This window comes from Geothrix paludis (assembly GCF_022808815.1).
Taxonomy (GTDB): Bacteria; Acidobacteriota; Holophagae; order Holophagales; family Holophagaceae; genus Geothrix; species Geothrix paludis.
Map to the genome: position 1 here is coordinate 43,643 of NZ_JAKZLC010000007.1, position 12,167 is coordinate 55,809.

The 12,167-nt window shown below is 67.6% G+C and carries 10 protein-coding genes; all 10 read right to left on the bottom strand.

What is annotated here, in order from left to right; translation table 11 throughout:
• Window positions 1-10: 10 nt before the first annotated feature.
• Window positions 11-1,513 (bottom strand): efflux RND transporter periplasmic adaptor subunit, encoded by a 1,503-nt coding sequence (locus MLE64_RS15150; RefSeq protein ID WP_243319015.1) that lies wholly within the window; start codon window positions 1,511-1,513, stop codon window positions 11-13.
• A gap of 113 nt (window positions 1,514-1,626) precedes the next feature.
• The gene (locus MLE64_RS15155; protein ID WP_243319018.1) at window positions 1,627-3,126 is read right to left on the bottom strand and encodes an NADH-quinone oxidoreductase subunit N; all 1,500 of its coding nucleotides are present in this window, start codon (window positions 3,124-3,126) and stop codon (window positions 1,627-1,629) included.
• Window positions 3,123-4,751, bottom strand: coding sequence for a complex I subunit 4 family protein (locus MLE64_RS15160; protein WP_243319020.1), 1,629 nt, complete (start codon window positions 4,749-4,751; stop codon window positions 3,123-3,125). The genes MLE64_RS15155 and MLE64_RS15160 overlap by 4 nt, the downstream gene beginning before the upstream one ends.
• A gap of 8 nt (window positions 4,752-4,759) precedes the next feature.
• Complete coding sequence (gene nuoL / locus MLE64_RS15165; RefSeq protein WP_243319022.1) at window positions 4,760-6,664, bottom strand: NADH-quinone oxidoreductase subunit L; 1,905 nt, start codon at window positions 6,662-6,664, stop codon at window positions 4,760-4,762.
• Between the two features lie 7 nt (window positions 6,665-6,671).
• Window positions 6,672-7,001, bottom strand: a complete 330-nt coding sequence (nuoK, locus tag MLE64_RS15170; protein ID WP_423748268.1) for an NADH-quinone oxidoreductase subunit NuoK — start codon at window positions 6,999-7,001, stop codon at window positions 6,672-6,674.
• A 19-nt stretch (window positions 7,002-7,020) separates the two neighbouring features.
• Window positions 7,021-7,515: an NADH-quinone oxidoreductase subunit J gene (locus tag MLE64_RS15175; RefSeq protein WP_243319025.1), complete on the bottom strand. Its 495-nt coding sequence runs from the start codon at window positions 7,513-7,515 to the stop codon at window positions 7,021-7,023.
• 10 nt (window positions 7,516-7,525) lie between these two features.
• Window positions 7,526-8,089 carry a NuoI/complex I 23 kDa subunit family protein gene (locus tag MLE64_RS15180; protein WP_243319027.1) on the bottom strand — a complete coding sequence of 188 codons (564 nt, stop codon included), beginning with the start codon at window positions 8,087-8,089 and terminating at the stop codon, window positions 7,526-7,528.
• A 10-nt stretch (window positions 8,090-8,099) separates the two neighbouring features.
• The gene (nuoH, locus tag MLE64_RS15185) at window positions 8,100-9,161 is read right to left on the bottom strand and encodes an NADH-quinone oxidoreductase subunit NuoH (protein ID WP_243319029.1); all 1,062 of its coding nucleotides are present in this window, start codon (window positions 9,159-9,161) and stop codon (window positions 8,100-8,102) included.
• Between the two features lie 290 nt (window positions 9,162-9,451).
• Window positions 9,452-11,161, bottom strand: a complete 1,710-nt coding sequence (locus MLE64_RS15190; RefSeq protein ID WP_243319031.1) for a glutamine--tRNA ligase/YqeY domain fusion protein — start codon at window positions 11,159-11,161, stop codon at window positions 9,452-9,454.
• A 59-nt stretch (window positions 11,162-11,220) separates the two neighbouring features.
• Window positions 11,221-12,036 (bottom strand): pyrroline-5-carboxylate reductase, encoded by an 816-nt coding sequence (gene proC, locus MLE64_RS15195; RefSeq protein WP_243319034.1) that lies wholly within the window; start codon window positions 12,034-12,036, stop codon window positions 11,221-11,223.
• Window positions 12,037-12,167: the final 131 nt, after the last annotated feature.

Consider the following 12,167-nt stretch of genomic DNA (forward strand, 5'->3'; position numbering starts at 1 on the left):
ACCCCTCCGGCTACCGCCGTCCGCCGTTCGTTCCGCCGGAGGCGCCGTTGGTAGGCTTGGTGTTCTCCACGCCGGTGAGGATCATCATCCCCTCCTGCAGGCCTTCCCCCGTGATCTCCGTGAACTGGCCATCCGAGATGCCGGCCTTCACGACCAGCGCCTTGGGCTTCCCGTTCTCCAGCACCCAGACCCGGTCCTCGCGCTTGGCCACCACCCCGCCCTTGCTGCCCGACGTGCTCTGGCTCTGGGCGCCGGAGCGCGGGCGCCCCATCATCATGGGCCCGCCCAGCCGCGGACCTTCGGCCGGCTTCTCCTCCTTGATGAAGGCGGCGGGGTTGAAGCGGAGGGCCGCGTTCGGCACCCGCAGCACATCCCGCTTCTGGTTGGTGATGATGGTGACGTTGGCCGTCATGCCGGACCGGAGGGCCAGGTCGCCCGTGAACTTGGGGCCGCCCAGCAGGCTGGCGCCGCCGGGGGTCCGGGCGAGGGCCATGCGGTCCGCCGGGACCGCGCTGGGCTTCATCGCCGGCCGGGCCGTCGGGGCGGTGGCCGCGGCTTGGCGCTCCTTGAACCGCTTGAGGAACTGCTCTTTGGTGACGCCCTGGGCCTCCATGCGCTCCTTCATGCGTTCCCAGGCCTTCTCGGGGTCCCGCGCACCGCGGCCCGGCGTTCCGGATGCGGCGGGATCGCCGCCGGGCCCGGAGAGGGGCTCGTTGGGTACCACCATCTCCACCACGTAGTTCACCACGTTGCTGGTGGTGATGGGCTCCTGCCGGACCAGGCTCACGGTGGCGGCGAACTGCTTGTCCGGTAGGCTGTCCACAGTGAACATGGCCCGCTGGCCTACCTGCACTTCGTCGATGTCCGACTCGCCGATGGACACCTGGACCTTCATCTTCGACAGATCCTGGGCGATCTGGAACAGGTTCGGCGTGCTGAAGCTGGCCGCCACGGTCTGGCCCACGTCGGCCAGCCGGGAGATCACCACGCCGTCCACCGGAGCGGTGATGTCGCAGTAGCCGCGGTTGGCCTTGGCCCGGGCCAGGGAGGCCTGGGCGGACTCCAGGTTGCCGCGGGCGTTCTTGAGGGCCGTTTCCTTGGTGTCCAGATCCTGGTCCGCCAGGAGCTTGTCCATGGCCAGGCGCTTGCTGCGGTCATAGTCGGCCTTGGCGAAATCGTAGGCGGCCTGGGCGCGGAGCAGGCTGGCCTGGGCGTCCTGGAGCTGGGTGTCCCAGACGGTCGGGTCAATCTGGGCGATGAGCTGGCCCTTCTTCACGATGCTGTTGTAGTCCACGTAGAGGGCCGAGATCACGCCGGACACCTGGGTGCCCACGGCCACCTGCACCACCGGGCTCACGGCGCCTGTGGCATTGATGCGCTGGGTGATGTTGCCGCGGTCCACCTTGGCTGAGCGCCACTTGATCTCTTCCTTGGGACGGGTGAGCAGGTAGGTCGCCCCCCCCGCCACCACCACGACACCGATGCCGAGGCCGATCCAGGTGTTCCGTTTCATGACGCCGCGCTCCGCTTCTCAAGGGTCCGAACAGGGGCCCAGCCCTGTACCTTCGCATAACGATGTATGGACCACCAGGGAAGGTTCCCGGTTGAAGCCGGAAAACCGAAAAACTATCGGAGCAGCCCCAGGCCTTCCGTGATGGCCCGCTTCGCGAACCCGTCCGCCAGGGCGTACTGGATGAAGCCACCGGCCAGGACGATGGCCGCGGACACCAGCACGGCGGCGCCCGCCAGAGGAGCGCGGACCGCCGGGCGATCTGAGGCCAGGCGCTCGGCCTCGGCGCTGGGGGCCTGGAGGAAGAGGGCCACCAGGAACCGCAGATAGTAGTAGGCGGACACCAGGCTCGCGATGACGCCGAGGATGGCCAGGCCCACATGGCCCGTGCCCACCAGCTCGCGGAAGATCATGTACTTGCCGTAGAAGCCGCCCAGGGGCGGAATGCCCGCCAGGCTCAGCATGAAGACAGCGGCCGAGAAGCCCATGGCCGGACGCTTCCAGCCCAGGCCCCGCAAGTCCTCGAAGGTGGTCTGCTCGCCCACCAGGCCGAAGGCGGTCAGGAGGCCGAAGGCGCCCATGTTCATGGCCAGGTAGATGACCAGGTAGAACAGCACGCCCGTGTAGGCGGCCGGGGTGCCGGCCACGAAGCCCAGCATGAGGTAGCCCGCGTGGCTGATGCTGGAATAGGCCAGCATGCGCTTCACGTTGGACTGCACCAGGGCGGTGAGGTTGCCGAGCACCAGCGTGGCGACGGCCAGCACCGCCAGCACGGCCTGCATCTTCGCGCCCACGGGGCCCAGGGAGCCGAAGCTCCCGGGGAAGACGCGCAGAAGGGCGATGAAGGCCACGCCCTTGGTGGCCACGGACATGAAGCCGGCGATGGGATGGGGCGAGGCCTCGTAGGCGTCCGGCGTCCACTGGTGGAAGGGCACGGCGGAGACCTTGAAGAGGAAGCCCAGCAGCATCAGGGCGGCGCCCACCAACACCAGGGGATCGAGGGCGAGTCCCTGGACCGTGAGGATGGAGGCCGCGGCGGCCAGATCGAAGGTCCCGCTCAGGCCGTAGATGAGCACCCCGCCCATGAGGAAGCAGCTGGAGGCCACGGCGCCGGTCAGGAAGTACTTCATGCCGCCCTCGGCGCTCTCGGAGCGTGCCCGCACGGTGCCCACCAGGGCATAGAGGGGGAGGCTGAACAGCTCCAGCCCCAGGAAGAGCACCACGAAGTGGGTGGTGGAGGCGAAGAGCACCATGCCCACCACGGCGAAGAGCAGCAGGGCGAGGGTCTCGCCCTTCACCCAGCCTTCCTGGTGGAAGTGGTCCCAGCTCTGGAGGATCGTGAGGGCCGCGGCCACGGCCACGAAGATGCCCGTGAACTGGGCCAGGCGGTCCATGTGGAGCTGGAAGAAGGTCGGCTGGCTGCCGGTCCTCCAGAGATCGGTCAGGTACCAGAAGCTGGCGCCCACGGCGAGGAGGGCCGTGCCGTACATGGCGCCCCGGATCCACTTGGTGGTGGCCTGGTCCTTGTCGATGGACATCAGGGTGACCAGGCAGGCGCCGAAGGCGGGGATGAGCAGCGGCAGCAGGGCCGCCCACTGGCTGGGGGTGAGGCTCATGGGTGCACCTCGTGGGCGGCGGGAGCTTCGGGGGCATGGGCGCCGGCGGCGCCGACAGCCTCATGGGCCTCGGAAGCCTCATGCACGGCAGGGGTCAGGACGAAGGTCCGGGGCGCCGGGGCCTTCACCTCCTGGAGGAGGGCGGCCACGGGCGTCTCGCTGGCGGCCACGAAGGTCTTCGGATGGACGCCCATCCAGACGATGAGCACGACGATGGGCAGCATCACCGCGATCTCCCGGGCGTTGAGGTCGCTGTGCAGGTGGTGGGTGCCGCTGTCCTCGTCCTTGTTCTCGGGGCCCCAGAAGACCCGCATGAACATCCACAGCATGTAGACCGCGCCGAGCACCACGCCGGAGGTGGCCAGACATGCGTAGAAGCGGCCCCATGGGAAGCCGGAGAGGAAGGTGCCGTTGAGGATCCAGAACTCGCCCACGAACCCGTTGGTGAGGGGCAGGCCGATGGAGCTGAGCGTCACGATCATGAAGAAGGTGGTGAAGATGGGCATCTTCACGGCCACGCCGCCGAAGTCGGCGATCATGCGGGTGTGGGCGCGGTCGTAGAGCATGCCCACCAGGAGGAAGAGCGCGCCGGTGCTGATGCCGTGGTTCAGCATCTGGAGCATGGCGCCCTGGGTGCCGATGACGGTCATGGAGGCCAGGCCCAGCATCACGAAGCCCATGTGGCTCACGGAGGAGTAGGCCACCAGCTTCTTGATGTCGCGCTGGACCATGGCCACCAGGGCCCCGTAGACGATGGCAATGACGCTCAGCAGGGCGATGGGCTTGGCGTAGTGCATCGCCGCCTGGGGGAACATGGGGATGGCGAAGCGGATGAAGCCGTATCCGCCCAGCTTCAGCAGCACGCCGGCGAGGATGACGGAGCCCGCCGTGGGCGCCTGCACATGGGCGTCCGGCAGCCAGGTGTGCAGCGGGAAGAGCGGCACCTTGATGGCGAAGGCCACGGCGAAGGCGATGAACAGCCAGCCCTGGACGCCGAAGGGCAGCGCCGAGGCCGCCTGGGCCATCACGGCGGGATTGAAGCCGCCGGCCTTGTTCGCCAGGTAGAGCAGCGCCACCAGCCACAGGAGCGAGCCGCTCAGGGTGTAGAGGAAGAACTTGTTGGCGGCGTAGCGGCGCTCATCGCCGCCCCAGACCCCGATCATGAAGTACATCGGGATCAGCATGGCCTCCCAGAAGAGGTAGAACACGAACAGGTCCTGGGCCACCAGGGCGCCCAGCATGCCGGTCTCCAGGAGGAGGAACAGGGCCGCGAAGGTGCCCATGCGGTCCTTGAGGCTGTTCCAGGTGCCCAGCATGGTGAGAGGCACGAGGAAGGTCGTGAGGAGGACCAGCCAGAGGTTCAGGCCGTCCACCGCCAGGGCGTAGTCCACGGGCAGGCCCACCAGCGTGAACCAAGGGGTGCGCTCGGCCATGACCGTACCGCCCGCGGCTGGCGCGTGGCCCAGCAGCCAGGCGAGGCTCAGGACGAAGATGGCCAGGGCGCCCAGGAAGCCCAGCAGGCGCGCCAGCTTGCCCAGCGCGTGCGGCAGGGCCATGAGGAGGAAGCCCAGGACGGTCGGCGCGAAGACCAGGAAGGTGAGGGGATGGAGGTTCAGCCAGGTCATCGCCCCACCTACTTCAGGAAGACATAGAGGAGGATCGCGGCCCCCAGCGCCATGCTGAGTGCGTAGTTCCGCACCCGGCCCGTCTGGAAGAGCGCCGTGAAATCCCCGGAGACCCGGGCCAGCGCGCCCGGCAGGTTCACGCCCACGCCGTCGATGATGATGACGTCGAAGAGCTTCCACATGAGGTTGCCGAACCAGCGGATGGGCCGGAGCAGGTAGAGCTCCACGCCCTCATCCACGTAGTACTTGTTCACCAGCACCCGGTGGACCGTGGGGAACTTCTCGGCGAAGGCCAGCTCCCAGGCCGGCCCGTTCTTGTACTTCGACCAGCCGAGGAAGCCGAAGACCAGGCCCAGGGTCGTGGAGATCGCGGCCAGCAGCACCGCCGGGCCCTCGTGGTGGCCGTGGGCGGCGTGGGTCTGCCCGAAGGTCAGGGCCGGCTTCAGCCACTCGCCGATGGCGAAGTGGCCGCCGAAGGCCTCGGGCACGCCCCAGAAGCCCCAGAGCAGCGAGCCCACCGCCAGCACCATGAGGGGCACCGTCATGGACAGCGGGCTCTCGTGGGCGTGCTCGTAGGCATGGCGGTCGCGGGGCTCGCCCCAGAAGGCCAGGGCCATGAGGCGCCACATGTAGAAGCTGGTGCAGCAGGCGGCGACGACGCCCACCGCCCACAGGGCCGGGGACTTCAGGTAGGCCAGGTAGAGGATCTCGTCCTTGCTGAAGAAGCCCGAAGTGCCGGGGAAGCCCATGATGGCGACGGTGCCGGCCACCATGGTGATGAAGGTGATCTTCGTCTTGTTCTTCAGACCGCCCATCTTGAAGAGGTCCTGCTCGTGGTGCATCGCGGTGATCGCACTGCCGGCGCCGAGGAAGAGGAGGGCCTTGAACCAGGCGTGGGTGAATACGTGGAAGAAGCCCGCCGCGAAGCCCGCCGCGCCCAGGCCCAGGAACATGTAGCCCAGCTGAGAGACGGTGGAATAGGCCAGCACCTTCTTGATGTCGCGCTGGAAGAGGCCGATGGTGGCGGCGAACAGGGCCGTGGCCGCGCCCACCCAGGCCACCACATCGAGGCTGATGGGCGTGAGGGTGTAGAGGGGGGCCAGGCGGCAGATCATGTAGATGCCGCTGGTCACCATGGTGGCCGCGTGGATGAGGGCGCTGACGGGCGTCGGGCCCGCCATGGCGTCCGGCAGCCAGAGGTAGAGGGGGATCTGGGCGCTCTTGCCCGTGGCGCCCACGAAGAGCATCAGCGTGGCGAAGGTGAGGATGCCGAAGCCCGCCTCGGGGGCCAGATGACCGGCCTGGGTGAGGATGTCGGAGATGGTCAGGGTGCCGAAGGCGGCGAAGAGCACCAGCATGCCGATGGACACGCCCAGGTCGCCCACGCGGTTGAAGAGGAAGGCCTTGAGGCCCGCCTGGGGCGCGAAGTCCGTCTCGAAGTAGTAGCCGATGAGCAGGTAGGAGCAGAGGCCCACGCCCTCCCAGCCCACGAACATCAGGGGCAGGCTCGAGCCCAGGATCAGGGTCAGCATGAAGAACACGAAGAGGTTCAGGTAGCTGAAGAACCGGGCGTAGCCTTCCTCCGCGTGCATGTAGCCCACGGAGTAGAGGTGGATGAGGAAACCGACTCCGGCGACGATCAGCATCATGGTGCCGCTGAGGGGATCGATCACCAGGCCGAAGGGGACGGCCATGGAGCCGGTCAGCATCCACTCGCCGTAGTTCAGCACCAGACGGTGGTCGGGCATTCCCTTCATGGCGAAGAAGGCGGAGGTGGCGACCAGCAGCGAGGCCAGGACCACGCCCACGCCCACGACGGTGACGGCGCCCTTGCCCGCGCGCTTGCCCAGCAGGCCATTGAAGGCCGCGCCCAGCAGGGGGAGGATCGGAATGAGCCAGTAGTACTTGTTCATCGCATCCTCACTGCTTCAGGCTGGCGGCCCGGTCCGAGTCCGTGGTGTCCCGGTGCCGGTAGAGGCCGATGATCAGCGCCAGGCCGACGGCCGCCTCGCAGGCGGCGACGGCGATGATGAAGAGGTAGAAGACCATGGCCTGGGCGTCCCCCCCGCGGAACCGGGCGAAGGCCAGCAGGACCACGTTGGCGGCGTTGAGCATCAGCTCCACGCCCATGAACTGGAGGAGGAGCGTCCGGCGCAGCAACACCGTCGCCAGCCCCAGGAAGAAGAGCAGCAGCGCCACCACCAGGTATCCCTGGAGGCCGCCGTTGAGGATCTGATGGATCGCATCCATGCCGGTCATCACTGGCTCCTCACAGGTTCCGCTTTGTCAGCGCCACGGCGCCGATCATCGCGGCCAACAGCACGAGGCCGGCCACCTCGAAGCCCAGCAAGTGGTCGGCGAAGAGATTGGTGCCCACCGTCTGCAGGGTCATGGCCTGGGGCATCGCCGCCCCCTTCACCGCCAGGGTCTTCACCCCGGGAGAGGCGAACACCAGCTTCACCGCGCCGAAGGCCAGCACCGCCAGCAGGGCCACCGACAGCCAGCGCTGGACGGGATGGGAGACGGCGGCCGACTCTTCCTGGTGGCTGCTCAGCATCATGATCACGAAGAGCACCAGCACCATGATCGCGCCGGTGTAGACGATGATCTGGAGCGCGGCGGCGACGGGGTTGGCCAGCAGCACGAAGAGCCCGGCCACGCCGAAGAAGGCGGCCACCATGCAGAGGCCCGCCACGACGACGTTCTTCTGCAGCAGCATCCCCAGGGCGCCCAGGAGGGTGATGAGGGCAAAGGTGATGAACATGGCCGCTCCCTTACAACGCGATCGTGCGGCGCGGCACGGAGGGGGTGGGATCTTCGGAGATGTTCTCCTTGCCGTCGGCCTTGGCGTAGGTGTTCATCAGGTCCCACTTGCCGTACTGCATGGCGAGCCGGTCGTAGGCGGCCACTTCGTAGTCCTTGCGGAGCCAGATGGCGTCCTTGGGGCAGGCCTCTTCGCACATGCCGCAGTAGATGCACCGCAGCATGTCGATGCTGAACTTGGCCGGGCGCTTCTCCTCGAAGCCCTGGGTGATGTTGAGGTCGCTGAACTCCTCGGCTTCGATGCTGATACAGCGGGCCGGGCAGGCCTCCTGGCACATGAAGCAGGCCACGCACTTGATGGCCCCGTCCTCGAAGCGCTTCAGCTCGTGGAGGCCGCGGTAGCCCTCGGGCATCTCCTTCTTCATGTCCGGGTACTGGATCGTGTAGCGCTTGGCGGTGGGCGTGAAGAGCTGCCTGAAGAAGTGCCTGAGCGTGATGCCCATGCCTTTCATCACCGGCCAGACATAGGTGCGGTCCAGCCAGCTCAGCTCGACCTTCTTGACGACGACACCCATCGCCTACTCCTCAGTGGCCCTGGCTCATGCGCCAGGCGTGGAAGACCAGGTTGACCATGGACATCGGCAGCATCGCCTTCCATCCGAGATGCATGAGCTGGTCATAACGGAACCGCGGCAGCGTCCACCGGATCCACACGAAGACCCAGGCGAAGAAGAGCATCTTCACCAGGAAGCTGGCCACCGAGAGCATCACTGGGGGGTTCTGCATGAAGGGCACCTGCCAGCCGCCGAAATACAGCGTGGCGATGAGCGCCGAGGCCGTCATCAGGTGGCAGTATTCGGAGAGGGCCAGCAGGCTGAATTTCATGCTGCCGTATTCGGTGTTGAAGCCCGCCACGATCTCGCTCTCGCCTTCGGCGAAGTCGAAGGGGAGGCGGTTCGTCTCGGCGAACATGCACGTGAAGAACACGATGAAGCCGAGGGGCTGGCGGACGATGTTCCAGGCCCAGGGAAGGTGCCCCTGCGCCTTGATCACCTCGGAGGGATCGTAGCCTCCTGCCGTCATGAAGATGGTGACCACGGCCAGGCTCATGCCGATCTCGTAGCTCACCATGGTGGCCGACGAGCGCATTCCGCCGAGGATCGCCCACTTGTTGTTGCTGGACCAGGCCGCCACCAGCACGCCGTAGACCGCCATGCCACCGATGGCCAGGGGGTAGAGCAGGCCCATGCCGTTGCCTGGATCCAGCAGCGCCATGTGGTACTCGTGGCCGCCGCTCACGAAGCTGCGCCCGAAGGGGATGACGGCGAAGCCCATGAGGGCCGGCACCAGGGCCAGGAAGGGCGCCAGCCAGAACAGGCCCTTGTTGGCGTCATTGGGAACCAGGTCTTCCTTGAAGAAGAACTTGATGCCGTCCGCCAGGGGCTGGGCCAGGCCAATGATCTTGATCTTGCCGAAGAGGGCCGCGCGGTTGGGCCCGATGCGGTCCTGGATCATGGCCGCGCCACGGCGCTCCACCCAGGTCCAGAGGGCCGCCAGCGAGAAGACGCCGCCGAAGACGATGACGAGTTTCGCCACCATCCAAGCGATGGCAGGCGAGGTGTGCAGCAGGCTTGCGAGCTTGTCCATGGGCGGCTTCCCGGCAGGGCCACCCGCGGGGAGGCCCAACCCATCGAGCCTATCAGAGCCGTGACGTTCCCGACACGGAGGGAAAGAACTCCGGAGGAGCCGATGCGACCTGGGTCACAGCCTGGGGCCAAGGCTGGCGCTTTGGCCCCCTGTAAAAAAGCCAAGGCATTTCGCACGGCGTGGCCGCGCTCAAGAGAAATCGTGGGCGAAGCCCGCGATTTCTCAGCTCTTGGCCTCGATTTTGGCCCTCCCGACCGCCGGATCCTGGCTCCGGCGAGGAGGGAATCACCTCACTGTTTGGCTTCGATCTTCGCCCAGCTGTCCTTCAGCCCCACAGTCCGGTTGAACACGGGCTTCCCGGGAGCGCTGTCCAGGTCCACGGCGAAGTAGCCGGTGCGCTCGAACTGGAAGCGCTCGCCGGGACGGGCCTCCGCCAGGCTGGGCTCCAGCCGGGCGGAGGCCAGCACCTCGAGGCTTCCAGGGTTCAGGAGGGTTTTCCAGTCCTGGCCCTCAGCCACGTCCATGGGGTCCTCCTGGGTAAAGAGGGCCTCGTAGAGGCGCACCTCCGCCGCCACGGCATGGGCGGCGCTCACCCAGTGGAGGGTGCCCTTAACCTTCCGGCCGTCCGGCGCATTGCCGCCCTTGCTGGCGGGATCCCACTCGCAACGCAGCTCCACCACGTTCCCGGCCGTATCCTTCACCACCTCGCGGCAGGTCACCAGGCAGGCCCCGCGGAGGCGCACTTCGGCGCCCGGCGCCAGGCGGAACCACTTCTTGGGGGCCTCCTCGCGGAAGTCGTCCTGGTCGATGTAGAGCTCCCGGGTGAAGGGCAGTCTCCGGGTGCCCATGGCGGGGTCGTCCGGGTGGTTCGGTACCTCCACCTCGAAGGCCTCGGCCTCGGTCATGTTGGTGAGGACCACCTTCAGCGGACGCAGCACCGCCATGCGGCGGGGGGCCCGCTTCTCCAGGTCCTCGCGGATGCAGAACTCCAGCAGGCCGACGTCGGCCACCATGTCGCGCTTGGCCACGCCCACCTTCTCCGCGAAGACCCGAACGGCCTCGGGGGTGTAGCCCCGGCGCCGCAGGCCGCAGATGGTGGGCATGCGGGGATCGTCCCAGCCCCGCACGATGCCTTCCTGCACCAGCTGGAGCAGGCGCCGCTTGCTCATCACCGTGTAGGTGAGGTTCAGGCGGGCGAACTCGATCTGGCGCGGCAGGGGGCGCTGGAAGAACTTCCCTTCGGCATCCTGCTCCAGGAACCACTCGTAGAGGGGTCGGTGGTCTTCGAACTCCAGGGTGCAGATGGAGTGGGTGATGGTCTCGAGGGCATCGGACACGCCGTGGGCGTAGTCGTACATGGGGTAGATGCACCAGGCATCGCCCGTGCGGTGATGGTGGGCCCGGCGGATGCGGTACATGAGCGGGTCGCGCAGGTTCATGTTGCCGCTCGCCATGTCGATCTTGGCGCGGAGGACCTTCGAGCCGTCCGGGAACTCGCCCGCCTTCATGCGGCGGAAGAGGTCCAGGTTCTCCTCGGGGCTCCGGTCCCGGAATGGGCTGGGGCGGCCGGGCGTGTGGAAGTTGCCCCGGTACTCGCGGATCTCCATCTCCGTGAGATCACAGACATAGGCCCTACCCTGCTGGATGAGGTATTCCGCGTAGTCGTAGAGGAAGGGGAAGTAGTCCGAGGCGTAGTGCTCGCCCTTCCAGTCGAAGCCGAGCCAGCGCACGTCGTCCCGGATGGAGTCGACGTATTCCACGTCCTCCTTCACCGGATTGGTGTCGTCGAAGCGCAGGTTCGTGGCGCCGCCGTAGGCCTTCGCCAGGCCGAAGTTCAGACAGATGCTCTTGGCGTGGCCGATGTGCAGGTAGCCGTTGGGCTCCGGCGGGAAGCGCGTGAGCACCCGCCCCCCGTGCTTGCCCGAGGCGCGATCCGCCTCCACGATCTCCTCGATGAAGTGGAGGCTGCGGGTTTCAGGGCTGGGGGCGTCGGCGGACATCGGGGCTCACAAGATGCAAACCTCAAAGATACCCGCTGGCCGGCCTTCCCCGGTAATGGTCATCCCAATCCCGCCGCCACCTGCGTCGCCCGCTCGATGCCGCGGGCCACGACGGAGCGGATGCGGCCGTCCTCCAGGGCCAGGAGGCCGGCGATGGTGCAGCCGGCGGGAGTGGTCACGTCGTCCTTGAGGGCGGCGGGGTGGCGGCCCGTCTCCAGCACCATGGCGGCGGCGCCCAGGGTCATCTGGGCCGCCAGTTCCACGGCCACGGCCCGGGGCAGGCCGCACTGGACGCCCCCTTCGGCCAGGGCCTCGAGGATGACGAACATGAAGGCCGGGCCGCTGGCGCTGAGGCCCGTGACGGCGTCCATGTGGCGCTCGTCCAGGTCCATGACCCGGCCCAGGGGTTCGAAGAGGGCCCGGGCCTGGGCCAGCTGGGCCTCAGTGACCCCCTGCCCCGCCGCCAGCACCGTCATGCCCCGGCGGATGGAGCAGGGCGTGTTGGGCATGGCCCGCACCAGGGGCGTGCCCGCGGGCGTGTGGGCCACCAGGAAGTCCAGGGTGGTCCCCGCGGCGATGGAGACCACCAGGGGGTGGTGGTCCAGCGCCCCCGAGGCGGACAGGCCCGCCAGCAGGCCTTTCAGCTCCTTCGGCTTCACGCAGAGCAGCACCAGTTCCGCATGGCGGACAGCCTCGTCCGCGTCGCTCGAGAGCGCGATGCCCAGGGCCTCGGCCCGGGCCCTGCCCGCGCCCGGGTGCCGCGTGGCCGCGTGGATGCGACCCGCTGGGTAGCCTGAGGCCTCCACCAGGCCGGCGCTGATGGCCTGGCCCATGGTGCCGAAGCCGAGGATGGCGAGCTTGGGATGGCGGCTCATGGAAACTCCCTGAAACGAAAAACCCCCGCCTTGGGGGGCAGGGGTGGATGGCGGGACCTGGATCCAGGTCAGCCGATCATGCGACTCCCCCCCGCACGCAAGGTGCTAGGGCGCGGGTGGATGGCCAGGAT

What these genes read in the sequence shown, in the direction of transcription:
- MLE64_RS15180 (WP_243319027.1), bottom strand. Translation starts at nt 8,089, where the DNA reads ATGGGTGTCGTCGTCAAGAAGGTCGAGCTGAGCTGGCTGGACCGCACC.
- nuoL (WP_243319022.1), bottom strand. Translation starts at nt 6,664, where the DNA reads ATGAACAAGTACTACTGGCTCATTCCGATCCTCCCCCTGCTGGGCGCG.
- MLE64_RS15150 (WP_243319015.1), bottom strand. Translation starts at nt 1,513, where the DNA reads ATGAAACGGAACACCTGGATCGGCCTCGGCATCGGTGTCGTGGTGGTG.
- MLE64_RS15175 (WP_243319025.1), bottom strand. Translation starts at nt 7,515, where the DNA reads ATGTTCATCACCTTTGCCCTCATCACCCTCCTGGGCGCCCTGGGGATG.
- proC (WP_243319034.1), bottom strand. Translation starts at nt 12,036, where the DNA reads ATGAGCCGCCATCCCAAGCTCGCCATCCTCGGCTTCGGCACCATGGGC.
- MLE64_RS15190 (WP_243319031.1), bottom strand. Translation starts at nt 11,161, where the DNA reads ATGTCCGCCGACGCCCCCAGCCCTGAAACCCGCAGCCTCCACTTCATC.
- nuoH (WP_243319029.1), bottom strand. Translation starts at nt 9,161, where the DNA reads ATGGACAAGCTCGCAAGCCTGCTGCACACCTCGCCTGCCATCGCTTGG.
- MLE64_RS15160 (WP_243319020.1), bottom strand. Translation starts at nt 4,751, where the DNA reads ATGACCTGGCTGAACCTCCATCCCCTCACCTTCCTGGTCTTCGCGCCG.
- nuoK (WP_423748268.1), bottom strand. Translation starts at nt 7,001, where the DNA reads ATGGATGCGATCCATCAGATCCTCAACGGCGGCCTCCAGGGATACCTG.
- MLE64_RS15155 (WP_243319018.1), bottom strand. Translation starts at nt 3,126, where the DNA reads ATGAGCCTCACCCCCAGCCAGTGGGCGGCCCTGCTGCCGCTGCTCATC.